20 protein-coding genes and 2 tRNA genes are annotated in these 21,747 nt (G+C 71.8%); 10 read left to right on the top strand and 12 right to left on the bottom strand.

Translation table 11 applies throughout. The annotated features are described in order from the left end of the window. Nucleotides 1-139: 139 nt before the first annotated feature. Both ACWGH0_RS16360 and ACWGH0_RS16355 read right to left on the bottom strand, forming a co-directional pair. The gene (locus ACWGH0_RS16360; protein ID WP_453404813.1) at nucleotides 140-775 is read right to left on the bottom strand and encodes an alpha/beta hydrolase family protein; all 636 of its coding nucleotides are present in this window, start codon (nucleotides 773-775) and stop codon (nucleotides 140-142) included. A gap of 55 nt (nucleotides 776-830) precedes the next feature. Beyond that, nucleotides 831-1,646 (bottom strand): SOS response-associated peptidase, encoded by an 816-nt coding sequence (locus ACWGH0_RS16355; RefSeq protein WP_453404812.1) that lies wholly within the window; start codon nucleotides 1,644-1,646, stop codon nucleotides 831-833. Between the two features lie 49 nt (nucleotides 1,647-1,695). Here ACWGH0_RS16355 and ACWGH0_RS16350 point away from each other — a divergent pair, with 49 nt between their 5' ends. The 4 genes from ACWGH0_RS16350 (at nucleotide 1,696) to ACWGH0_RS16335 (ending at nucleotide 5,296) form a co-directional block, all read left to right on the top strand. Next, nucleotides 1,696-2,409, top strand: coding sequence for a M50 family metallopeptidase (locus tag ACWGH0_RS16350; protein ID WP_453404811.1), 714 nt, complete (start codon nucleotides 1,696-1,698; stop codon nucleotides 2,407-2,409). 105 nt (nucleotides 2,410-2,514) lie between these two features. After that, nucleotides 2,515-3,858, top strand: coding sequence for a 3-phosphoshikimate 1-carboxyvinyltransferase (gene aroA / locus ACWGH0_RS16345; RefSeq protein ID WP_453404810.1), 1,344 nt, complete (start codon nucleotides 2,515-2,517; stop codon nucleotides 3,856-3,858). 14 nt (nucleotides 3,859-3,872) lie between these two features. Continuing rightward, nucleotides 3,873-4,883 carry a ribosome small subunit-dependent GTPase A gene (gene rsgA / locus ACWGH0_RS16340; protein WP_453404809.1) on the top strand — a complete coding sequence of 337 codons (1,011 nt, stop codon included), beginning with the start codon at nucleotides 3,873-3,875 and terminating at the stop codon, nucleotides 4,881-4,883. Between the two features lie 89 nt (nucleotides 4,884-4,972). Continuing rightward, on the top strand, nucleotides 4,973-5,296 hold the full coding sequence (locus ACWGH0_RS16335; protein ID WP_453404808.1) for a DMT family transporter: 324 nt from the start codon (nucleotides 4,973-4,975) through the stop codon (nucleotides 5,294-5,296). Here ACWGH0_RS16335 and ACWGH0_RS16330 read toward each other — a convergent pair. After that, complete coding sequence (locus ACWGH0_RS16330) at nucleotides 5,262-6,026, bottom strand: TetR/AcrR family transcriptional regulator (protein WP_453404807.1); 765 nt, start codon at nucleotides 6,024-6,026, stop codon at nucleotides 5,262-5,264. The genes ACWGH0_RS16335 and ACWGH0_RS16330 overlap by 35 nt on opposite strands. A 147-nt stretch (nucleotides 6,027-6,173) precedes the next feature. Here ACWGH0_RS16330 and hisN point away from each other — a divergent pair, with 147 nt between their 5' ends. Beyond that, nucleotides 6,174-6,968, top strand: a complete 795-nt coding sequence (gene hisN, locus ACWGH0_RS16325; protein WP_453404806.1) for a histidinol-phosphatase — start codon at nucleotides 6,174-6,176, stop codon at nucleotides 6,966-6,968. A 182-nt stretch (nucleotides 6,969-7,150) separates the two neighbouring features. Then, on the top strand, nucleotides 7,151-7,564 hold the full coding sequence (locus tag ACWGH0_RS16320; protein ID WP_453404805.1) for a CBS domain-containing protein: 414 nt from the start codon (nucleotides 7,151-7,153) through the stop codon (nucleotides 7,562-7,564). Between the two features lie 62 nt (nucleotides 7,565-7,626). Here ACWGH0_RS16320 and ACWGH0_RS16315 read toward each other — a convergent pair whose 3' ends face one another. Continuing rightward, nucleotides 7,627-9,096 (bottom strand): catalase, encoded by a 1,470-nt coding sequence (locus ACWGH0_RS16315; protein WP_453404804.1) that lies wholly within the window; start codon nucleotides 9,094-9,096, stop codon nucleotides 7,627-7,629. A 126-nt stretch (nucleotides 9,097-9,222) separates the two neighbouring features. On the opposite strand from ACWGH0_RS16315, the gene ACWGH0_RS16310 reads away from it, so the two are divergent. Continuing rightward, a complete protein-coding gene (locus tag ACWGH0_RS16310) occupies nucleotides 9,223-9,639 on the top strand; it encodes a Fur family transcriptional regulator (RefSeq protein WP_453404803.1) in 417 nt (138 codons plus the stop codon). Between the two features lie 160 nt (nucleotides 9,640-9,799). Here the strand turns inward: ACWGH0_RS16310 and ACWGH0_RS16305 are convergent. The 4 genes from ACWGH0_RS16305 to ACWGH0_RS16290 all read right to left on the bottom strand — a co-directional run bounded on the left by ACWGH0_RS16305 (nucleotide 9,800) and on the right by ACWGH0_RS16290 (nucleotide 15,447). Beyond that, nucleotides 9,800-9,873, bottom strand: a tRNA-Met gene (locus tag ACWGH0_RS16305). Between the two features lie 98 nt (nucleotides 9,874-9,971). Next, complete coding sequence (locus ACWGH0_RS16300; RefSeq protein WP_453404802.1) at nucleotides 9,972-12,185, bottom strand: tetratricopeptide repeat protein; 2,214 nt, start codon at nucleotides 12,183-12,185, stop codon at nucleotides 9,972-9,974. Between the two features lie 215 nt (nucleotides 12,186-12,400). Next, nucleotides 12,401-12,474: transfer RNA gene (locus ACWGH0_RS16295), tRNA-Met, on the bottom strand. A 42-nt stretch (nucleotides 12,475-12,516) separates the two neighbouring features. Further along, the gene (locus tag ACWGH0_RS16290; RefSeq protein WP_453404870.1) at nucleotides 12,517-15,447 is read right to left on the bottom strand and encodes a UPF0182 family membrane protein; all 2,931 of its coding nucleotides are present in this window, start codon (nucleotides 15,445-15,447) and stop codon (nucleotides 12,517-12,519) included. A 137-nt stretch (nucleotides 15,448-15,584) separates the two neighbouring features. On the opposite strand from ACWGH0_RS16290, the gene ACWGH0_RS16285 reads away from it, so the two are divergent. Continuing rightward, nucleotides 15,585-16,142, top strand: coding sequence for a PPA1309 family protein (locus tag ACWGH0_RS16285; protein ID WP_453404801.1), 558 nt, complete (start codon nucleotides 15,585-15,587; stop codon nucleotides 16,140-16,142). 41 nt (nucleotides 16,143-16,183) lie between these two features. Here ACWGH0_RS16285 and ACWGH0_RS16280 read toward each other — a convergent pair whose 3' ends face one another. From ACWGH0_RS16280 to ACWGH0_RS16265, 4 genes are all read right to left on the bottom strand, one after another. Further along, nucleotides 16,184-17,272, bottom strand: a complete 1,089-nt coding sequence (locus tag ACWGH0_RS16280; RefSeq protein ID WP_453404800.1) for a YlbL family protein — start codon at nucleotides 17,270-17,272, stop codon at nucleotides 16,184-16,186. Between the two features lie 99 nt (nucleotides 17,273-17,371). Then, nucleotides 17,372-17,542, bottom strand: a complete 171-nt coding sequence (locus ACWGH0_RS16275; RefSeq protein WP_453404799.1) for a hypothetical protein — start codon at nucleotides 17,540-17,542, stop codon at nucleotides 17,372-17,374. A 201-nt stretch (nucleotides 17,543-17,743) separates the two neighbouring features. After that, entirely contained in the window at nucleotides 17,744-18,202 is a 459-nt protein-coding gene (locus tag ACWGH0_RS16270) for a molybdenum cofactor biosynthesis protein MoaE (protein WP_453404798.1), read from the bottom strand. A gap of 80 nt (nucleotides 18,203-18,282) precedes the next feature. Next, the gene (locus ACWGH0_RS16265; protein WP_453404797.1) at nucleotides 18,283-19,416 is read right to left on the bottom strand and encodes an SDR family oxidoreductase; all 1,134 of its coding nucleotides are present in this window, start codon (nucleotides 19,414-19,416) and stop codon (nucleotides 18,283-18,285) included. 191 nt (nucleotides 19,417-19,607) lie between these two features. Between ACWGH0_RS16265 and ACWGH0_RS16260 the strand changes: the two genes are divergently transcribed. Further along, nucleotides 19,608-21,065 carry a zinc-dependent metalloprotease gene (locus ACWGH0_RS16260; RefSeq protein WP_453404796.1) on the top strand — a complete coding sequence of 486 codons (1,458 nt, stop codon included), beginning with the start codon at nucleotides 19,608-19,610 and terminating at the stop codon, nucleotides 21,063-21,065. Beyond that, the gene (locus ACWGH0_RS16255; RefSeq protein ID WP_453404795.1) at nucleotides 21,062-21,583 is read left to right on the top strand and encodes an NUDIX hydrolase; all 522 of its coding nucleotides are present in this window, start codon (nucleotides 21,062-21,064) and stop codon (nucleotides 21,581-21,583) included. The genes ACWGH0_RS16260 and ACWGH0_RS16255 overlap by 4 nt, the downstream gene beginning before the upstream one ends. Nucleotides 21,584-21,747 lie beyond the last annotated feature (164 nt).

Raw genomic sequence — 21,747 nt, 5'->3', positions numbered from 1 at the left:
TCGCCGCAGTGAGCACCGTCCACTCCAGGTCAGCGGTGTTCGAGCGGCTCGGGCAGATGGTCGATCCCATGCGACGGACTCCCTCTCCACGTACGTGCGGTGTATGTCGACGCACGCAATAACCAAGGGGTGGCGCTCATCATTCCCGCAGGCCGCCGATCCAGTGCGCCACGGCGTCCGTGATCGTCGCGACGACCTGTTCTTCGGAGACCCCGGCCCTCTTCGGTACGGCGAACCCGTGGTCCGCGTGCGCCACCTCCACGAGGTCGTACGCGCCCTCCGGGAACTCCGCGGGCTTCCCGAAGGGATCGTTTCCGCCCTGTACGACCAGCGTGGGGACCCCGGCGCCCAGCAGCTCCCCCTCGCGGGACTTCTCGGGGCGGCCGGGAGGGTGCAGCGGGAAGCTCAGTGCGAGCACGGCGTGCGCGCCGAGTTCGACGGCGGTACGGCACGCCACCCGGGCGCCCGCGCTGCGTCCGCCGGACACCACCGGGAGGCCGGGCCCGAGCAGCGCCGGCCACAGTCCGCGCCAGCCGGCGTCCAGGGTCCGGGGCGCGGGGGCGACCTTCTTCCCCGCCACCCGCCAGGGCTGCTCCACCAGCGCGACACTCACCCCGCGCGCGGGCAGCGCGGCGGCGAGCCCCTGGAGGTCCCGGGCTCCGATCCCGCCGCCGGCGCCGTGGCTCACGGCCAGTACGACCCAGGGGTCCCCGGCCTCGTGCCAGGTGATGCGTGCCGGGCCGGTCTCCGTCTCCACCGTCTCACTGTGCGTCACGGGGCCATCCTGCCCCCCGTGGCGCAGGATGCTCGAACGCCCCACGCGTCACGGCTCAGAACAGCGTCTCCACCTCGGGCGCCGGCAGCTCCTCCATCAGCTCCGGACCGTTGTTGCGCACGTTGCTCACGGCGGTGGTCACCGGGTAGGCCCGCATCAGGCCGCCCGGCGGCGGCGCCAGCAGCTCGCGCAGGTCGTCCAGGTCCGTACGGGACGGGTCCAGCCACGCGTCCCACCGGTCCGGCGTCAGCATCAGGGGCATCCGGGGGTGGATGTCGGCCAGCGACCCCGGCCCGGTGGCCGGCGCGACCGCCAGCGGGGACTTCTCCGCCTCGGTGGTGATGACGGTGCACGTCACCCACCACGCCTGCGGGTGGTCGTCCGGCAGCGTCCGGTCGCGCCAGAACTCGTACAGCCCGGCCATCGCCATGGCCGAACCGTCGGCCGGCGTCACGAAGTAGGGCTGCTTGCGGGGGCGCTTCTTCCTGCCCTGCTCCTCCAGCTGCCGCTCGTCCGCGCCGGTGACCCACTCGTAGTAACCGTCGGCCGGGATCAGGCAGCGCCGGGAGACGAACGGCCGGCGGAACGACGGCTTCTCGTGCACCGTCTCGGCCCGCGCGTTGATCATCCGCGCCGCCCCCTCCGGCGACTTCGACCACGCGGGGACGAGCCCCCACTTCAGCTTCCTCAGCTGCCGAACCGGACCGTCGTCCGCGGCGTCCTTCACAGGGCGCTCCAGTACGACGTGCACCTCCTTGGTGGGCGCCACGTTCCAGTCGGGGGCGAGGGCCTCCTCGGGCTCCCACTTCCGCACGTCGAACAGCCCGACGAGATCCTCGGGCCTCCGGCTCGCTGCATACCGTCCGCACATAAGTGCCAGACTGCCACGACCGCCCCGACCGCAAGGAGCCGCCCGGAACATGGACACCACCCAGCTCGGCGACCTGTGGGACCGCGTCTTCGGCACGCAGCCCGACCCCGACCAGTGGCTGGTGATCGCCACGGCCGTCGCCGCCCTCGCCGTCGTCGTCCCGCACGCCGTCTGGCGCGTGGCGCGCAACGCCGTCACCATCGCCCACGAGGGCGGCCACGGCCTGGTCGCCCTGCTCACCGGACGCAGCCTCGACGGCATACGCCTGCACTCCGACACGAGCGGCCTGACCGTCAGCCGGGGCAGGCCGACCGGCATCGGGATGATCCTCACGGCCGCGGCGGGCTACACCGCCCCCTCGCTGCTCGGCCTCGGCGGCGCGTGGCTCCTCGCGGCGAACCACATCACCCTCTTCCTGTGGATCGCGACGGCCCTGCTGCTCGCCATGCTGGTGATGATCCGCAACGCGTACGGCGCCCTGACCGTGATCCTCACCGGCGCCGCCTTCCTGCTGATCTCGTGGCTGACGACACCGCAGGTGCAGGCCGCGTTCGCGTACGCCGCCGTCTGGTTCCTCCTCCTCGGCGGGGTGCGGCCGGCCTTCGAGCTCCAGTCCAAGCGCCGTCACGGCGGCGCCCCGGACTCGGACGCCGACCAGCTGGCACGGCTCACGAACGTGCCCGCGCTGCTGTGGCTGCTCTTCTTCCACACCGTCTCGATCTGCGCGCTGCTGGGCGGCGGCCGCTGGCTGCTGGGGCTGTAGACCCGCCGGTCGTCGCGTCAACGTACCGAAAGCCTTGTGTTACGCCCCGGTTTCGCCGCATTTGATCAAGATCCGGCTCCGCCGCGAGCCACTAAAGTGATGGCCATGACCGAAAGCTCCGTGCACCCCGCCCTCTGGCCCGCCCCGCGCGCGGGCGAAGCCGTCGACGCGACCGTCACCGTGCCCGGATCGAAATCGGTCACCAACCGCGCTCTGGTCCTCGCCGCCCTCGCCGCCGAACCCGGATGGCTGCGCCACCCGCTGCGCTCCCGCGACACCCTGCTGATGGCCGACGCGCTGCGCGCGATGGGCGTCGGCATCGAGGAGACCGTGTCGTCCAGCTCCTCGGCCACCGGCGAGCTCAGCGGCTCGGGCGAGGCGTGGCGCGTCATCCCGGCGGGACTGCACGGGCCCGCCACGGTCGACGCCGGCAACGCCGGCACGGTGATGCGCTTCCTGCCGCCCGTCGCGGCGCTCGCCGACGGCGACGTGCGTTTCGACGGCGACCCCCGTTCGTACGAGCGCCCCATCGGCCCCGTCATCGAGGCGCTGCGCACGCTGGGCGCCCGTATCGACGACGACAACCGAGGCGCCCTCCCGCTCACCGTGCACGGCAACGGAGCGCTGGACGGCGGGGCGGTCGAGATCGACGCGTCGTCCTCCTCGCAGTTCGTGAGCGCGCTCCTGCTGTCCGGACCGCGCTTCAACCAGGGCGTCGAGGTACGGCACACCGGCGCCGTCCTGCCGTCCATGCCGCACATCCGGATGACCGTCGACATGCTGCGGGCCGTCGGCGCGCAGGTGGACACCCCCGAGTCGGGCGGCGAGCCGGGCGTGTGGCGGGTCTCCCCCGGCGCCCTCCTCGGCCGCGACCTGACCATCGAACCGGACCTGTCCAACGCGCAGCCGTTCCTCGCCGCCGCCCTGATCACCGGCGGCCGCGTGACGATCCCCGACTGGCCGGAGCGCACCACCCAGCCGGGTGACGCGCTGCGGGAGATCTTCACCGAGATGGGCGGTTCCTGCGAGCTCACCGAGCGGGGACTCACCTTCACCGGCACGGGCGCCGTGCACGGCATCGACGTGGACCTCGGCGACGTCGGCGAACTCACCCCCGGCATCGCCGCGGTCGCGGCCCTGGCCGACTCCGAGTCCGTGCTGCGCGGCGTCGCGCACCTGCGCCTGCACGAGACCGACCGGCTGGCCGCTCTCACCCGGGAGATCAACGCGCTCGGCGGCGACGTCACCGAGACCGAGGACGGCCTGCGCATCCGGCCGCGCCGCCTGCACGGCGGGACCTTCCACACGTACCACGACCACCGCATGGCGACCGCGGGCGCGATCATCGGCCTCGCCGTCAAGGACGTGCAGATCGAGAACGTGGCGACCACGGCCAAGACACTGCCCGACTTCCCGCAGATGTGGACCGGAATGCTCGACGGAAACTGACGGGGCCTGACGACATGCGCCGCTACGGCAAGAACCCCGACGAGGACGACATCCGGGTCCGCCCGAACCGCAAGGGCAACCGGCCTCGCACCCATACCCGCCCCAAGCACGAGGACGCCGTCGAGGGCTTCGTCCTGACCGTCGACCGGGGCCGCATCACCTGTCTCGTCGAGGACCGCACGGTGATCGCGATGAAGGCCCGCGAGCTGGGCCGCAAGTCCGTCGTCGTCGGGGACCGGGTCGCCATCGTGGGTGACCTCACGGGTGACAAGGACACGCTGGCTCGCATCGTCCGAGTCGAGCCGCGCGCCTCCGTGCTGCGCCGCACCGCCGACGACGACGACCCGTTCGAGCGCGTGGTGGTGGCCAACGCCGACCAGCTGGCGATCGTCACCGCGCTGGCCGACCCGGAGCCGCGCCCGCGCATGATCGACCGCTGTCTGGTCGCGGCGTACGACGCCGGGCTCACGCCGCTCCTCGTGCTGACCAAGTCGGACCTGGCGCCGGCCGAAGCGCTGCTCAACGCCTACCGCCCGCTCGGCGTCCCGTACGTCGTCACCAGCCGCGAGGACCTGGCGAACGGCGCCGCGACCGACCTGGTGCGCAAGCACCTGGAGGGCAAGGTCACGGCGTTCGTCGGCCACTCGGGCGTCGGCAAGACGACCCTGGTCAACACGCTCGTGCCGGAGGACCGCCAACGTACGACCGGGCTGGTCAACGCGGTCACGGGCCGCGGCCGGCACACCACCACGTCGGCGCTCGCGCTGCCGCTCACGGGCGTGCCGGGCTGGGTGATCGACACCCCGGGCGTCCGCTCCTTCGGTCTGAACCACGTGGATCCCTCGCGCGTCATCCTCGCGTTCCCCGACCTGGAACCGGGTACGGAGGAATGCCCGCGCGGATGCAGCCACGACGAGGCGGAGTGCGCGCTGGACCAGTGGGTGGCCGACGGCCACGCCGACCCGGCCCGGCTCGACTCGCTGCGCCGGCTGCTCGCCACGCGCGAGCGGCGCGAGGGCGACTGACCGCGCCGCGTTCCCCTCCCGCGGACCGCCGGTGTGGGCATAATCGCCCAAGTCAGCTGAAGCAGTCACCGAACGGGAGGAAACCGACCATGGCGTGGCTGCTGGTGATGGTGGCGGGACTGCTGGAGACCGGCTTCGCCGTCTGCCTGAAGCTGTCCCACGGCTTCACCCGGCTCTGGCCCACGGTCGCCTTCTGCGCCTTCGCGCTGGGCAGCTTCGGCTTGCTCACGCTCGCCCTGCGCAAGCTCGACGTGGGACCGGCGTACGCGGTGTGGACGGGCATCGGCGCCGCGGGCACCGCGATCTACGGCATGGTCTTCCTCGGCGACGTGGTCTCGACGCTCAAGCTCATCTCGATCTCGCTGGTGATCATCGGCGTCATCGGCCTCCAGCTCTCGGGCTCGGCCCACTGACACCGACGCCCGCACCGCCGGCAGCCGGCCCGGCGAGCGCCCTGCGCACCAGGCGCGCGTAGCCGTCCCCCGGCGACGCGGGCGCCAGGACGTACGACAGCGCGACACGGACGGCCAGTTCGCAGCGGAGGGCGACCTCCGCGGCCTCCTCCTTCGTATGCCCGGTCCCGAGCGCGGCGAGCGCCCTGTCCCGTACCGCCGCGACCACGTCGGCGGGCCCCGGCGAACCGGCGTCGGCCCGCCGCTGCGCGGGCACCGGCGACACCGCCGTACGGGGGGCGGACCGGGCGGGGCGCGGAGCGGGCATGCCGTCGCCCCAGCAGCCGGTGAGCAGCGCGCGTACGAGCGGGTTGGCGCGCGCGGCGGCGACGGTCCACTCGGCCACGGCCGCGAGCCGGTCCTCGGTGCTCGCCGTGCGGGACGCCGCCGGTTCCTGCGCCCGCGGCCGCGTCTCGCGGCCGCCGGGCAGGCCGGGCTGCGGACCGGCCGCCGGCCGCGTCCGGTCGGGCAGGCGCCCGGCCAGCACCCGCTCGACGCCCGCGAGATAGCCGTCGGCCTCGCGGCGCACGAGCGCGCGGGCGAGGCCGTCCTTGGTGCCGAACTCGTTGTAGAGGGTCTGCCGCGAGACGCCCGCCGCCGCGGCCACGTCGACCATCCGCACCCCGGACCACGGACGGTGCGCGAGCGCGGTGAAGGCCGCGTCCAACAAGGCTTCTCGCGCTGTGGGCATCGCGTTCGCCTCCCCGACTGCTGGGATTTCAGGGTTGACGGGCCGCTGGGCCCTGTCAATGGCGCCCGCGGGGCGCACGGGGCGCGGGCGGCGCCCGCACAGCGAGACCGTGTGGTTCGCGCACAACACGGTCGATACTGTTCAGTCATGCCCGACTACCACGATGATCTGCGCTTTGCCCATGTTCTCGCCGACGCCGCGGACGCCACGACGATGGAGCGTTTCAAGGCTCTGGATCTCAAGGTCGAGACGAAACCGGACATGACGCCGGTGACCGAGGCCGACAAGGCCGCGGAGGAGCTGATCCGCAGCCACCTGCACCGCGGCAGGCCGCGCGACGCCGTTCTGGGCGAGGAGTACGGGCTCCAGGGCACGGGCCCGCGCCGCTGGGTGGTCGACCCGATCGACGGCACCAAGAACTACGTGCGCGGGGTGCCGGTCTGGGCGACGCTGATCTCCCTCATGGAGGCCGGCGAGAACGGCTTCCAGCCCGTGATGGGCGTCGTGTCCGCGCCGGCCCTGGGCCGCCGCTGGTGGGCCGCGAAGGGGGGCGGGGCGTACACGGGCCGCAGCCTCACCTCGGCGACCCGCCTCCACGTCTCCAAGGTCGACCGGATCGAGAACGCGTCCTTCGCGTACTCCTCGCTCAGCGGCTGGGAGGAGCGCGGCCGGCTCGACGGCTTCCTGAACCTGACCCGCGACTGCTGGCGGACGCGCGGCTACGGCGATTTCTGGCCGTACATGATGGTGGCGGAGGGCGCGGTGGACATCTGCGCCGAACCGGAGCTGTCCCTCTGGGACATGGCCGCGAACGCGATCATCGTCCAGGAGGCCGGCGGGGTCTTCACCAGCCTCGAAGGAGTGACGGGCCCGCACGGCGGGAACGCCGCCGCGTCCAACGGCCTGCTCCACGAGGAGATGCTGAACTACCTCCGGGCCTAGTCCCCGTGGCCCCCGTGCCCGGGAAACCGGCGTGCGGGGGCGTGTGATCGTCGGGCGCGTCCCTCCCGTGCCCTCTTGTCGCCTCCCCGGTCGGCTGCCACTCTGTGAGATCCCCCCACTTGTGAACTTGTGAACCGGTTCTCGTAGCGCGTGAGCCGTTCACCAAGGAGGTGGCTCTGTCCATGCTCGTACGTGACGCCATGAGTACGGTGGTCCTCACCATCGGCCCCGCCCACACACTCCGTCAGGCAGCCCGGCTGATGGCGGAGCGCCGCGTCGGGGCGGCTGTCGTCCTCGACACCGACGCCGGCGGACTCGGCATCCTGACCGAACGCGACATCCTCATCTCCGTCGGCTCGGGCCAGGACCCCGATCTGGAGACGGCCGGCACCCACACCACCACCGACGTCGTCTTCGCGGCGCCCTGCTGGACCCTGGAGGACGCCGCCGACGCCATGGCGCACGGCGGCTTCCGGCACCTGATCGTGCTGGACTCGGACGGCCCCGTCGGCGTCGTCTCCGTACGCGACATCATCCGCTGCTGGGCGCCGGGGCGCAGGCAGTCCCGACCGCAACCGGACGCCCTGGCGGCCTGACGCGAAAGAGGGCCGGGTTCCCCTGGGGGAATCCGGCCCTCCGCCTACGACAAGCGTCCGTACTAGCCGCGCAGGGCCTGGACCGCGGCGTCCAGCCGCTTGCCGAAGTCTCCGTCCGCCTGACGGAAGTTGTTCACCGCGCGCTCCGCGATGTCGTCGCGCGACACCTTGGCGATGAACTGGGCCAGGTTGTCGATCAGGCGGCCCTTCTCGTCCTCGGACATCAGGCGGTAGAGGTTGCCCGCCTGGACGAAGTCGTCGTCCTCGGCGTGCCGCGCAGCCTCGTGGTTGCCGGTGCCGCCGGTGACCGGCACGGGCTCCCACAGCGGCCGGCCCGTCTGCGCGGGTCCGCCGAAGCTGTTGGGCTCGTAGTTCTTGGTGCCCTTGTGGCGGCCGTCGTACAGGTAGCCGTCACGGGAGTTCGTCCGCGCCTCGGTGGCGTGCGGGCGGTTCACCGGCAGGTGGTCGGCGTTGATGCCGACGCGGTAGCGGTGGGCGTCGCCGTACGCGAACAAGCGGCCCTGGAGCATCTTGTCGGGGGACGGGCCGATGCCCGGCACGAAGTGCGCGGGGCTGAATATCGACTGCTCGACCTCCGCGAAGATGTTCTCCGGGTTGCGGTTGAGCTCCAGCTTGCCGATCTCGATCGGCGGGTAGTCCGCGTGCGGCCAGACCTTCGTCAGGTCGAACGGGTTGAAGCGGTACGTCGCCGCGTCGGCCGCCGGCATGATCTGCACCTGAACGGTCCAGGACGGGAACTCGCCGCGCTCGATGGCCTCGCGCAGGTCGCGCTGGTGCGAGTCGGGGTCCACGCCGGAGAGGCGGTTGGCCTCGTCGGTGGTGAGGTTCTTGATGCCCTGGTCGGTCTTGAAGTGGTACTTGACCCAGAAGACCTCGCCGGCCTCGTTGTTCCACTGGAACGTGTGCGAGCCGTACCCGTTCATGTGGCGCAGCGTCGCCGGGATGCCGCGGTCACCGAACAGCCAGGTCACCTGGTGCGTCGACTCGGGGCTCAGGCCCCAGAAGTCCCATACGTTGTCGGCTTCCTGGGAGCCGGTGTACGGGTCGCGCTTCTGCGTGTGGATGAAGTCCGGGAACTTGATGGCGTCCTTGATGAAGAAGACGGGGGTGTTGTTCCCGACGAGGTCGTAGTTCCCCTCCTCCGTGTAGAACTTCAGCGCGAAGCCGCGGGGGTCGCGCACGGCGTCGGCGGAGCCGAGGTTGCCCGCGACCGTCGAGAAGCGCAGGAACGTCTCGGTCTTCTTGCCGACCTCGGAGAGGAACTTCGCACGCGTCCACTGCGTGACGTCGCGGGTGACCGTGAAGGTGCCGTACGCACCGGCGCCGCGCGCGTGCACGATGCGCTCCGGGATGCGCTCGCGGTTGAAGTGGGCGAGCTTCTCCAGCAGCGCCTGGTCCTGCACCAGAACGGGGCCGCCGACGCCAGCGGTCTCGCTGTTCTGGTTGTCGGCGACCGGCGCGCCGGCCTCCGTGGTAAGCGGTCCCTGCGTCACGTGCGCCTCCTGCGTCATACCTGCAAGTCCTGTCCCTTGGCGTTTGCCGGTCTCGATCCTACAATGGACTTTGTCTAAGTCAAGCAAACATCCAAAGTCACACCCGTTCGGGACCTGGGCCCCACCACTGTTAGGCTGGATCGCATGAGTGACCTGCTGGAACGACTGCGCGGACGCGGCTGGCGCATGACCGCTCAGCGGCGCGTCGTGGCCGAAGTCCTCGACGGGGACCACATCCACCTGACCGCCGACGAGGTGCACGCCCGCGCCGTGGCGAAGCTGCCCGAGATCTCCCGGGCGACCGTCTACAACACGCTGGGCGAGATGGTGTCCCTCGGCGAGGTGATCGAGGTCTCCACGGACCGCCGGGCGAAGCGGTACGACCCGAACGCGCACCGCCCGCACCAGCACCTGGTGTGCGCGCAGTGCGGCGCCATACGGGACGTCCACCCGGTCGGCAATCCGCTCACGGACCTGCCCGACTCCGAGCGCTTCGGCTTCACGATCTCGGACGTAGAGGTGACCTACCGGGGCACGTGCCCCAACTGCGCCGCCGCCTGACGTACGCCGGCACGTACGCGAAGGGCCCGGCACCGGATCTCCGGTGCCGGGCCCTTCGGATTCTCCGGCCGCCCCGCGGGCCCGCGCCGGCACGCGTCCCGCACACAACGACAAAGGCCCGGATCTCTTTCGAGATCCGGGCCTTCGGCTACTTCATCAGTAGCGGGGACAGGATTTGAACCTGCGACCTCTGGGTTATGAGCCCAGCGAGCTACCGAGCTGCTCCACCCCGCGTCGGTAAACACGACTGTACGTCGCACCGCCGACCAGCGCAAATCCGTTCCCGTACGCGGGGAGAAACGATCCTCCAGCAGCCGTGGCCGACGCCGGGGCTACGCGGTCAGCTCCTGGTGCAGCGCCTCGCGCAGCCGCGCCGCCCGCTCGGCGACCTCGGCGGGTCCCAGCTCGACCGCCCGCGCGCACCACCGCTCGCCCTCGTCCAGCTCACCGTGGCGGGCCGCGAGCAGCGCGAGGCGCAGCGCGGCGCGGCCGTGGCCCGCGTGCGCGGCGCGGGACCACCACAGGGCGGCCTCCGGCTCGCTGCCCTCGCGGGCCAGCAGCAGCCCGAGGTTGAACGCGCCGTTGCGGCTGCCCGCCTCAGCGGCCTCCCGGTACCAGCGCGCGGCGCCCTCCAGGTCGCCCCGGCCGGCGGCGAGCATGCCGACGCGCACCTGGGCGCGGCGGTGCCCCTGCTCGGCGGCCCGCTCGTACCACTCCTCACACTCGGTCTTCTCGTTCAGCGTCTCGCCGAGGCCGGGCGGGCCGGCGGGCGGCTGCCTGCTGTCGAGCAGCGTGGCCAGCCGGAACGCCGCCTCGGCGCTGCCGCTGCCCGCCGCGCAGCGCAGGTGCCGCTCCGCGTCCTGCTCCTCGCCGTCGCGCAGCAGGGCGATGCCGACCTGGAGCGCGGCCTCGGTGTGCCCGGCGGCGGCGGCCCGCTCGTACCAGACGAAGGCCGTACGGTCGTCGTCGCGACCCGCGTAGAGGATGCCGAGGTTGAAGGCGGCGTCGACGCTGCCCGCCTCGGCGGCCTTGGAGAACCACGGCTCGGCGCCGGCCGCGTCCCCGCCCTGGAGCAGCAGGATGGCGAGGGCGTTGGCCGCCTCGCGGTGGCCGGCGTAGGCGGCGCGGCGGTACCACTGGTCGGCCTGGGCGGTGCGCCCCTGCGCCGCGCAGAGCAGCCCGAGGTTGTACGCCCCGTTCACGTCGCCGGCGTCCAGGGCGGCGCGGTACCAGCGCTCGGCGGTCTGCTGCTCGCCGCGCGCGGCGTGCAGGGCGCCCAGCGCGTTGGCCGCGTTGCCGTCGCCGTCCTGGGCGGCGCGCAGCCACCACACGGCGGCACTCTCCTCGTCGCCGGCGTCGCGCAGCAGGAAGCCGAGCGCGCAGGCGGCCCGGGGCTCGCCGTCCTTGGCGGAGGTCAGGTACCAGCGCCCGGCCTCCTTGAGCTCCCCGCGCTCCTCCAGGATGGCGCCGAGGTGCAGGGCGGCACGCCGGTGACCGCGCGCGGCGGCCTGGCGGTACCACTGCTCGGCCTCGACGGCCGGGGGCAGCTCTGCGGCGCCCGTCGCGGCGTGCCGTGTGCCGGTGCCGGACGGCCCCGCGCCGGTGCGCCGGCCGCCCTCCACCGCGTGCCGCGTTCCGGTGCCGGGACCCGCGTCCGCCCGGCTCTTCGCCGCGTCCGCAGCCTCCGGCCCGGTGTCCGCGCCGGCCGTGCGCGTCCCGGTCGCCGGGTCCGCGCCGGCGAGCTCTCCGATGCCCTCGTCGGAGCCGTCGCCGGCTTCCGCGTACCCGTAGCCGGGGTAGCGCGTGCCCGAGGGGCCGAGACCGGGGCCCCGGCCGCCGCCCACGCCCGCGACGGCGCCGGCGCCGGGCAGCCGGGTGCCCGTGTCGAAGTCGAGGTGGCCGCGGCCCCGTACGGCGCCGGTGCGGGAGCCGCCCCGGGCGATGCCGTCGGCGGCCGCGCCGGTCCGCGCCTCGGCGGCGGCCCGGCGGTCCAGCGTGCGGGCCAGGCGGTACGCCGCTTCCCGGTGCCCCTGCTCGGCGGCAGCGCGCAGCCACCGCTCGGCGCCCACGTCGCTGCGGTGCTCAAGGAGGTCGGCCAGGGCGTACGCCCCCAGCGCGTGCCCCTGCTCGGCGGACTGGCGCAGCCAGTACTCGGCGGCGGGCTCGTCGCCGCGCTCGCGGTAGTGGCGGCCGAGCGCGTGCGCGGCCGCGGCGGATCCGGCCACGGCTGCGATGCGCCACCAGCCGGCCGCCTCGTCGGCGTATCCGCGCTGGTGGAGCAGTACGCCCAGATTGTTCGCGGCGGCGCGGTCGCCGTCGGCGGTCGCGGCGCGCAGGTGCGGCTCGGCGCCGTCGAGGTCCCCACGGCGCAGCAGCAGCGAGCCGAGCACGCTCATGGACTCGGTGTCGCCGTTCTCGGCGGCGCGGCGGTGCCTCGCCTCGGACTCGTCCTCGGCGGTGTCCACGGTGTCAACAGCGTGCTCCTGGTGTCGCTGCACAAACCGCCCTGTCTCCAACAGAGTTGTCCTGTCCCCCATAAAAACCATCGTCGCACCACCCGCAACCCGCGTACACCTGGTATACCGCAGCCAGTGAGGTCACTTCAGCGTTTTGTCGACATGCCCACACAGCGACACTCCAAACGCGTGACGCCGAACTCCGCCCGCATGAAGGACGCTTCGCACGGACGAGCGCGGGCGTCCGCGCGCACAACAAAGGCCCGGATCTCTTTCGAGATCCGGGCCCTCGTCTTCTTCTTCAGTAGCGGGGACAGGATTTGAACCTGCGACCTCTGGGTTATGAGCCCAGCGAGCTACCGAGCTGCTCCACCCCGCGCCGTTGTGTTCAAACAGTACCACGGCGCGGGGACGTCCCAGCTCAGCTGCCCTTCTGGTCGCCCTCCTCGTCCTGTCCGGCCTTCTCGGGCTTCTCACCCTCGGCGCCGGGCGCGGCCGGCGTCTCGGGCTTCGCCCCGGCCTCCGCGGCCCGCTCGAGCGCGTCCTGGAGCTTCTCCTGCGCCTTGCCGTACGCGGTCCAGTCCTGCTGCTTCAGCGCCTCCTCGCCCTCGTCGTACGCCTTCTGGGCGTCCTCGATGGCCTTCTGGAGCGGAGCCTCGCCCTCGGACGGCGGCCGGGTGGTGTCGTCCTCGCCGTCCTTGGGCGGCGGAGGCGTCTCGCCCTCCTCGCCGAAGACGGCGTTCAGCGCCTCGCCGAGGGAGTCCTTGAAGACGGTCTCCCTGCCGTACGACACGGCGACCTTCTTCAGCAGCGGATAGGCGTTGTTGCCCTGGGCGTACACCGGCTCGACGTACAGGAATCCGTCGTTGAGCGGGATCGTCAGCAGGTTGCCGTACTGGATGTCCGAGTTGGCGCCCTTGAGGTTGCGGACGAACTCGGCCACTTCGGCGTTGCTGTTGAGCCGGTTCTGGACCTGCTGGGGACCCGGCACGTCTCCCGTCACTCTCAGGAGCCTTATCGTGCCGTAGTCCTTGCTCGACGCGTCGGCGTCGACCGCCATGAAGGCCCCGAGGTTCGGGCGCCCGTTGGGGGTGAAGGTCGTCGTCAGCGAGAACTTGCGCTCCTGCTCCTGCGGCATCTTCAGGCTCAGGTAGTACGGCGGCACCGAGCTCTTCTCGCCCGTCGTCGGGTCGTCCGGCACCTGCCACGCGTCACTGCCGCTGTAGAACTGCGACGGGTTCTCGACGTGGTAGCGGGTGAGCAGCTCGCGCTGCACCTTGAAGAGGTCCTGCGGGTAGCGCAGGTGCTGCATCAGGTCCGGCGCGATGTCGCCCCTGGGCTTCACCGTGTCCGGGAACGCCTTCATCCAGGTCTTCAGGACCGGGTCCTCGGTGTCCCACTGGTACAGCTTGACCGTGCCGTCGTACGCGTCGACGGTGGCCTTCACCGAGTTGCGGATGTAGTTGACCTGGTTCTGCTGGGCGATCACCGCGCGCTGGCTGTCGGTCTGGGACAGCGAGTCCGCCGTGGTGTCCCCGAGCGTCGTGCGGGACGCGTAGGGGTAGCCGTTGGTGGTGGTGTACGCGTCGACGATCCACTGGACGCGCCCGCCCACGACCGCCGGGTAGGCGTCGCCGTCGAGCGACAGCCACGGCGCGACCGCCTCGACGCGCTCCTTGGGCGTGCGGTTGTAGAGGATCCGCGATCCCTCGCCGATGGCCCCCGAGTAGAGGATCTGCGGCTCGCTGAAGGCCACCGCGTACGCGGCGCGGTTCAGCGGGTTCGACAGGTTGACCCCGCTCTTGCCCTTGTAGCTGGTGGTCTTGGTGGGCTCGCCGTTCTTCTCGTAGTCGAGCTCCTTCTGCGGGCCGCCCACGATCGAGTACTGCTGCGTCTTCTCGCCGTAGTAGATCCGCTGCTCGTACGTCCCGAGCGTGCCCCGGGCCGGCAGGCCGGACTCGGTGAAGTCCGGGGCGCCCTCGGTGTCCGGCTTGACCGCGGTGCCCTTGGCGGCGACCACGCCGTAACCGTGGGTGTACGTGAAGTGGTCGTTGATCCAGTTGCGCTTCGGGATGCCCTTGAGGTCCAGCTCGCGCAGACCGACGACCGTGTCCTGGCCCTTGTACCGGTCCACGTCCAGCGTCGCGGGGAACTGGTAGTACTTACGCTCCTGCTGGAGCTGCTGGAAGGTCGGCGGCACGACGTTCGGGTCGATCACCCGGTAACTGGCCGCAGTGTCGGCGTCCTGGCGCAGCTGGGCGTTGTCCTTGCTGTCGCCGACGCCCTGGTAGTCGTCCACCTTGGCGTCGTCGATGCCGTACGCCTTGCGCGTCGCGTCGATGTTCTTCTTGATGTACGGCGATTCCTTGGCCTGCTCGTTCGGCTGGACCTGGAACTTCTGCACGATCGCCGGGTAGAGCCCGCCGATGAGGATCGCCGAGAGCACCATGAGGCCGAATCCGATGACCGGCAGCTGCCAGGTGCGGCGCCACAGCGTCGCGAAGAACAGCAGGGCGCAGATGACGGCGATGCAGAAGAGGATCGTCTTCGCCGGGAGGTAGGCGTTGGCGTCGACGTACCGCAGGCCGGCCCAGTTGCCCGTGGCCTTGAAGTCGCTGGACTTCACCGCGAGGCCGTACCGGTCCAGCCAGTACGCGACGGCCTTGAGCGCCACGAAGATGCCGAGCAGCACCGACAGGTGGCCGGTGGCCGCCGCGGTGGCCCTGGCGCCCGGGCTGGTGATCCGCAGACCGCCGTACAGGTAGTGCACGAGGGCGGCGGCGATCAGGGAGAGCACGGCGGCCGCGAAGCCGAAGCCGAGCAGGAAGCGGTACCAGGGCAGGTCGAACGCGAAGAACGACACGTCGAGCTGGAACTGCGGGTCCTTCTGGCCGAAGGACACGCCGTTGACCCACATGAGCCAGGTGCGCCACTGCCCGGACGCGGACGCGCCGGCGATCAGCCCGACCAGAGCGGTGACCGCGAGGAGCACCCACTTCTTGTACGGGGCGATGCCCATCCGGTAGCGGTCCAGGTTCTGCTGCTCCAGCGACATCGCGCTCAGCGGCGGCCTGAGCCGGTGCGCGAGCCAGATGTTCACGCCGACGGCCAGGGCCATCAGCAGTCCGAAGACGGCGAAGAGCCCGATCTTGGTCCACAGGGTGGTGGTGAAAACGGACGAGTATCTGACCGAGCGGTACCAGAGCCAGTCCGTCCAGAACCCGGCGAACATGACGAAAGCCATGGCCAGGACGGCCAGGACGCCCAATGTCATGAGCAGGGTCCGGACGCGCCGGGACGGGCGGCCGACTCTGATCCGTGGCCCTGTCGGGCCTCCGCCGCGGTCCGGCATCTGGAAAGCCAAGGTGCGCACCTCGAAAGTTCGCTGTCGTAAGAAGCGGGCTCCGCGATCGTAGAGCCCACTCATGCAACTTACTGAAGCTTTACTCAGTTCCCGCTTTGGGGTCCGAAGGAGGCAGGATGTCGACCATGTCCAACGTTTCCCCCTCCGGGCCCCCCATGGCCACGAGCCCGCTCACCCGAGCCGTGCTCGAAATCGACGAATACACCTCCGGCCTCGGCTGGGACCAGCCCGCGAGGCTGTTCGCCCTCGTCGACACCGCCCAGCTGCGAGCCCAGGAGCCGGGGCTCGCCGCCCAGCTCGGTCTCGCCGAGGGCGAGGCGGCGGCCGCGCTCACCCCCGTCGAGCAGGAAGAGATCCCGTCGGGCACCCCGCTCGACGAGTTCCTCGCCACGATCGCCTGGCCCGACGCGGTGGCCGGCTGCGCGCTCACCGTGGAGCGGCTGATGCTGCCGCCGTCCGCCGAGGCGTCCGTGCCCGAGGGCATGAACGAGGCCCAGCTGGCCAAGTGGGTCGCCAAGCACCCCGACCGCCAGGAGGTCCGCATGACGGTGGCCGTGCTGCGCAACGGCGTGCGCGAGTCCGCGCTGCGGCTGCGGGAGAAGGACTCCCCCACCGAGGTGCTCACCGGAGCGATGCTCGTTCCGGGCCTTGCCGAGGCCCTGGCCGCGACCTTCGAGGCGTAGCCGCCGCGAGGCGCGCTCCGCGGGTGCACGGCCGTCTGCGGTCAGCCGGTCGTGCACCGCGGCAGGCCGGCCGTGTCCCCGCCACGGATCTTCTCCAGCGACTTCCGCGCGTCGTCGATCGTCTCGACCCTGACCAGGGTGAGGCCGTCGGGGACGTCGGCCGCGGCCGAGGCGCAGTTGGCCTCGGGCGTGAGGAAGTACGCGGCGCCCGCCTGCCGCGCGCCGACGGTCTTCATCTCGATGCCACCGATCGGGCCGACCTTGCCGGCCTCGTCGATCGTGCCGGTGCCGGCCACGAACTTGCCGCCGGTCAGGTCGCCGGGCGTGAGCTTGTCGACGATGCCGAGCGAGAACATCAGGCCGGCGCTGGGCCCGCCGACGTCCACCAGCTTGATGTCGATGCTGAACGGGAAGGTGTGGTCGGGCCCCGCCTGGATGCCGACGACGGCGCGGTCGTCGTCGGCGGCCTTCTCGGTGGTGATGGTGATGTCCTTGGCGCCCACCGGCTCCTTGCCCGCCTTCTCCGCCGCGGCGGCGTCCTGGGCGGGGACGATCGTGAAGACGACCTTCTCGGTGGGCTTGTGCCGGGTGACGAGCCTGGCGACGTCCTTGGGGTCGTTCACGGCCGTACCGTCCACGGCCTTGACGACGTCGCCCGCGTGCAGTTCGCCCTCGGCGGGGCTGTCCTTCAGAACGGTCTGCACCACGACCCGGGTCTTCACCGGAATGCCGAGTTCCCGCAGCGCCGCGGTCTTGGCGCTCTCCTGGGACTGGCTGAACTCCTCGGCGTTCTCCTGCGTCGACTGCTCTTCCGTCTTGCCGTCGGGGTAGAGCGTGTCGTGCGGGACCACCACGCTGTCGTGCGCCAGCCAGCCGTAGACCGCCTCGACCAGGTTCATCCGGTAGTCCGCGCCGGTGACTCTGACCGTCGTCATGTTGAGGTTGCCGCTCGTGGGGTACGTCTTGCGACCGGAGATCTGGAGCACCGGCTCGCCCTTGGCCTCGCCGAGCGTGTTGAACGTCGGGCCCGGAGACATCTCCGAGTACGGCACCTTGATGAACACGCCCGCGCACAGCAGCGCGATCAGGATGAGGGTCGAGGCAAGCATCGTCACTGTGCGGCGTGGCATGGAACGACAGTACGGGACGGGTCTGTCAGTGCACCGCTGGGGCCGGTCCGTACGGGGCCCACGGGCTCGGAGGTACGGCGCGCGCCGCTGCACGCGCCCTCAGACGAGGCCGGTGCCGGAGTGGGACTTCTCCATCGCCTCACGGAACCGCGCGTAGCCGGCGAGTTCGGAGACGTCGCCGGCCGTTCGGTTCCTGGCTGCCCAGCTCGCCCATATCGCAGCACCGAGTACAGCGAGCAGCGGAATCAGCAACCACGCGAGTGCCGCCATCCCGACCTCCCGACCCCTAGGACCGACCGCGTTGGGCCGATCAGCAGATTAGCCACCGGTGCGTCCAACGCTCACGGCAGGGGCCCGGTTACGCAAATCGGGGCGCTTCGTCGCCACCCAGGTTTCGGCGAAGATCCTTCGTCGACGACAGCGTTACCGACCGCCCTCCCGCCGCCCGGCCACCGCCCCTGGACGACGGCGCTACGCGCCGACCCACTCGTCCGTGCCGTCGGAGAAGGTCTGGTGCTTCCAGATCGGCACTTCGTGCTTGAGATCGTCGATCAGCTTGCGGCAGGCCGCGAACGCCTCGCCGCGGTGCGGGCAGGAGACGGCCACGACGACCGCGAGGTCGCCGACCTCCAGATCGCCCACCCGGTGGACGGCCGCCAGGGCGCGCACGGGGAATTCCGCGGCGACCTTTTCGGCCACACGGCGTAGCTCGTCCTCGACGGAGGGGTGGCAGGAGTAGCCGAGCCTGTCCACGTCGGAGCCGCCGTCGTGGTTGCGTACGGTGCCGACGAACAGCGCGGTTCCGCCCGCGGCGTCGTCCCCCACGGCTCTGAAGACCTCGTCGAGGGAGAGCGGGGTGTCGCGGATCGCCAGCAGCCGGATGGGGTCCTGCGCCGACTGCTCGCCCGGGTGGGAATGCGTGCCTGCCATGCCGCCCATCGTGCCGTACCGCACCGGCATTCCGGAATAGCGTTTTCGACCGGCTGTACGAGCCCCTGGTATGGAGAGTCCTACATGCGGCCCCGCGCCTTGCGCACCCGGCGTACCAGCGCGGCCGTGCCCAGAAGGGCCACCGTGGCGCCCGCGGCGCCCGCCGCCGTGGCGTCCTTGCGGCCCAGTCGGCGGCCCGCGACGGTGTGCCGTCCGGCGACCTCCTCGAGCAGTTCGCCCAGCACCTCCTCATTGGTCCACTGCGGCCGCCAGCCCGCCTCGTGCAGCCTGCTCACGCTGACCACCCAGGGGTGCATCGTGTACGCCAGGTCCCCGGCCGGGGACGGCGTGAGGCCGATCCGGTGCAGCCGGGCCGCGGCGCCCAGAGCGACAGCGGAGGGCAGTTCCATGCGGCGGATGCCGCTCAGCTCCTCGACCTCCTCCTGTTCCAGCCAGCCGTCGCAGCCGACCGCCAGCTCGCCGTCGACCTTCTCCAGCGCGGCGTACTCCAGCGCGGTGACCAGGTCCTCGACGTGGCAGAACTGCCAGGTGGGGCGCGAGCCGGCGACGACCAGGAGGCGGGGCGACTCGAAGTACCGGGTGAGGGCGGTGTCCGTGCCGCCGACCAGGACGGCGGGGCGTACCACGGTGACGTTCAGGCCGGGGTGCGCGCGGGGCGCCCGGCGGCCGAGGCGTTCGATCTCCAGGAGGTCGCCGACACCGGCGGCCTCCGCGGTGGCACGCAGCTCCGCGTCCTCGGACAGGGGGATGTCGTTGTCGGGCAGGGCGCCGTAGACCATCGCCGAGGTGCACAGCACGACCCGGTGGACGCCGGCGGCAGCGGCGGCGGTGAGCACCGTCTGGGTGCCCCGCACGTTGTACGCCGTACGGGCCGCGGGGTCGGACTCCAGGTCGAGGTCGAGGGCCAGGTGCACCACGACGTCCGCGCCGCGCAGCTTCTCCGCGATGGCGGGGTCGCGCACGTCGAGGATGTGCCACTGCGCCTCGGCGACCTCGCCGCGGCGCTCGTCGATCGCCACGACCTGTCTGATCTCGTCGGACTCGGCGAGGCGCCGGGTGAGCAGCGCTCCGATGCCCGTGGCGGCGCCCGTGACCGCGACGACGGGGCCGCGGCCGGTCGGGGCCGAGTCGTTTCGCCTCTGGCGAACTTCGGCGCTCTGCGATGCGCGAACCTGCGGATCTGGGGAACTCACCAGGCGTCTCCAGCGGTTGTCTTCAGTACGTACCCGCGTTGGCGCGTACGGACCAGGTGGCGTCCATCCTGCCGCAGGCAGAGTCCTGGCGGAGCACCGAGCCCTTCTCGGGTTCCGGTGTCTACGCTGGGTGGTGATGTCGGGCAGCTGCCGCCGGCCTGAGCCGGCGGCCTTACGAGCCGAGGAAACCCGTGAGTGACACCCCATTCGGATTCGGCCTTCCGCCGGAGGAGCCGGAGGACGGCGACGATGGCAAGAAGAAGGGCAGCGAGGGCGGTGGCCAGGGTGGCCAGGGTCCGGCGAACCCGTTCGGCGGGTTCGGTCTGCCGGGCGGGGCGGGCGGCGCGGGCGGGGACAATCCGTTCGCCGCGATGTTCGGTTCGCTGAACCCGAACGACCTGGGCGCGGCCTTCCAGCAGCTCGGGCAGATGCTCAGCTACGAGGGCGGTCCCGTGAACTGGGACATGGCCAAGGACATCGCCCGCCAGACGGTCGCGCAGGGCACCGCCGACGGCGCCAAGGACTCCAGCGTGAGCCCGGGCGAGCGGTCGGCGGTCGAGGAGGCGGTGCGTCTCGCCGATCTGTGGCTGGACGGCGTGACCTCGCTGCCCTCGGGCGCGGCGACCTCGGTGGCGTGGAGCCGGGCGGAGTGGGTCGAGGCGACCCTGCCCGCGTGGCAGCAGCTCGTGGACCCGGTCGCCGAGCGCGTCGGCGCGGCCATGGGCGACGTGCTGCCCGAGGAGATGCAGGCCATGGCGGGCCCGCTGCTCGGGATGATGCGGTCCATGGGCGGCGCGATGTTCGGCCAGCAGATCGGGCAGGCCGTGGGCGTGCTGGCGGGCGAGGTGGTCGGTTCGACCGACATCGGGCTGCCGCTGGGCCCGGCGGGCAAGGCCGCGCTGCTGCCGCTGAACATCGAGACGTTCGGCAAGGACCTGGGCGTCGACAAGAACGAGGTACGGCTGTATCTGGCGCTGCGCGAGGCCGCCCACCAGCGGCTCTTCGCCCACGTGCCGTGGCTGCGCTCGCACCTGTTCGGCGCGGTCGAGGGGTACGCGCGCGGCATCCAGGTCGACACCTCGAAGCTGGAGGACGTGGTCGGCCAGCTCGACCCGTCGCACCCGGAGCAGCTTCAGGAAGCGCTTCAGCAGGGCATGTTCCAGCCGGAGGACACCCCGGCGCAGAAGGCGGCTCTGGCCCGTCTGGAGACGGCGCTCGCGCTGGTCGAGGGCTGGGTGGACGCCGTCGTGCACGAGGCGGCCAAGCCCCGGCTCGCGTCGGCGGACGCGCTGCGGGAGACGCTGCGCAGGCGCCGGGCCTCCGGTGGTCCGGCCGAGCAGACCTTCGCCACGCTCATCGGCCTGGAGCTGCGGCCCCGGCGGCTGCGGGACGCGGCGCGGCTGTGGGCCTCGCTCACGGACGCGCGCGGCCTGGACGGGCGCGACGCGCTGTGGGAGCACCCGGACATGCTGCCGACGGCCGACGACCTGGACGACCCCGACGGGTTCGTGCACCGCGAGCAGATGGACTTCTCCGAGCTCGACAAGATGCTGGGCGAGGCGGCCGGCGGCAGCGCGCCCAAGCCGGACCTGACCAAGGACACGGACGGCGAGTCGAACGACGGCGCAGAGGGCGACAGCGACAAGTGAGCCTGCACGACGACGCGGTCCTCGTACTGGAGAAGTACGAGGACCAGGAGGAACTGCGCCGTACGTACCTCGATCACCTGGCGGCGCACCCGGACGGGATGTGGAAGGCATGCGAGGCCGGACACATCACGGCGAGTGCGCTCGTCGTCGATCCGGAGCGCGGGCGGGTGCTGCTGACCCTGCACAAGAAGCTGAACATGTGGCTCCAGATGGGCGGCCACTGCGAGCCCGGTGACGCGACGCTGAGCGGTGCCGCGCTGCGCGAGGCCACGGAGGAGTCCGGCATCGCGGGCCTGACGCTGCTGCCCGGCGGACCGGTGCGGCTCGACCGGCATCCCATCCCCGCGCCCTGCAACTGGCACCTCGACGTGCAGTACGCGGCGCTGGCGCCGGCCGGCGCGGTCGAGGCGATCAGCGAGGAGTCGCTCGACCTGCGCTGGTTCGCGTACGACGAGGTGGCGGGTGTGGCCGACGCGTCGGTCGTACGCCTGGTGGAACGTACCCGCGCGGCGCTGTAGCCGGCGTACGCGCGCGGACGGGTGAGGGGCGGGCTCCCAGGATCCCCCCCCACAACCCTGCCACGGGGCAGTCAGTTACAGGCGTTGTTGTGGTTATGGCCCCCGGCGCCCAGCTGCCCCACCCCCAACATCGCCGCGATTCCCACCCCCAACATCGCGGTAAA

The organism is Streptomyces sp. NPDC054887, assembly GCF_053610585.1.
The sequence above is the reverse complement of the archived record's forward strand: the minus strand, read 5'-3'. Positions and strand labels throughout refer to the sequence as shown.

Coding starts and splice junctions, on each gene's coding strand:
- ACWGH0_RS16285 (WP_453404801.1), top strand. CDS start 15,585: ATGTCCAACGTTTCCCCCTCCGGGCCCCCCATGGCCACGAGCCCGCTC.
- aroA (WP_453404810.1), top strand. CDS start 2,515: ATGACCGAAAGCTCCGTGCACCCCGCCCTCTGGCCCGCCCCGCGCGCG.
- ACWGH0_RS16290 (WP_453404870.1), bottom strand. CDS start 15,447: ATGCCGGACCGCGGCGGAGGCCCGACAGGGCCACGGATCAGAGTCGGC.
- ACWGH0_RS16270 (WP_453404798.1), bottom strand. CDS start 18,202: ATGGCAGGCACGCATTCCCACCCGGGCGAGCAGTCGGCGCAGGACCCC.
- hisN (WP_453404806.1), top strand. CDS start 6,174: ATGCCCGACTACCACGATGATCTGCGCTTTGCCCATGTTCTCGCCGAC.
- ACWGH0_RS16275 (WP_453404799.1), bottom strand. CDS start 17,542: ATGGCGGCACTCGCGTGGTTGCTGATTCCGCTGCTCGCTGTACTCGGT.
- ACWGH0_RS16300 (WP_453404802.1), bottom strand. CDS start 12,185: ATGGTTTTTATGGGGGACAGGACAACTCTGTTGGAGACAGGGCGGTTT.
- ACWGH0_RS16330 (WP_453404807.1), bottom strand. CDS start 6,026: ATGCCCACAGCGCGAGAAGCCTTGTTGGACGCGGCCTTCACCGCGCTC.
- ACWGH0_RS16320 (WP_453404805.1), top strand. CDS start 7,151: ATGCTCGTACGTGACGCCATGAGTACGGTGGTCCTCACCATCGGCCCC.
- rsgA (WP_453404809.1), top strand. CDS start 3,873: ATGCGCCGCTACGGCAAGAACCCCGACGAGGACGACATCCGGGTCCGC.
- ACWGH0_RS16350 (WP_453404811.1), top strand. CDS start 1,696: ATGGACACCACCCAGCTCGGCGACCTGTGGGACCGCGTCTTCGGCACG.
- ACWGH0_RS16280 (WP_453404800.1), bottom strand. CDS start 17,272: ATGCCACGCCGCACAGTGACGATGCTTGCCTCGACCCTCATCCTGATC.
- ACWGH0_RS16315 (WP_453404804.1), bottom strand. CDS start 9,096: ATGACGCAGGAGGCGCACGTGACGCAGGGACCGCTTACCACGGAGGCC.
- ACWGH0_RS16335 (WP_453404808.1), top strand. CDS start 4,973: ATGGCGTGGCTGCTGGTGATGGTGGCGGGACTGCTGGAGACCGGCTTC.
- ACWGH0_RS16310 (WP_453404803.1), top strand. CDS start 9,223: ATGAGTGACCTGCTGGAACGACTGCGCGGACGCGGCTGGCGCATGACC.
- ACWGH0_RS16355 (WP_453404812.1), bottom strand. CDS start 1,646: ATGTGCGGACGGTATGCAGCGAGCCGGAGGCCCGAGGATCTCGTCGGG.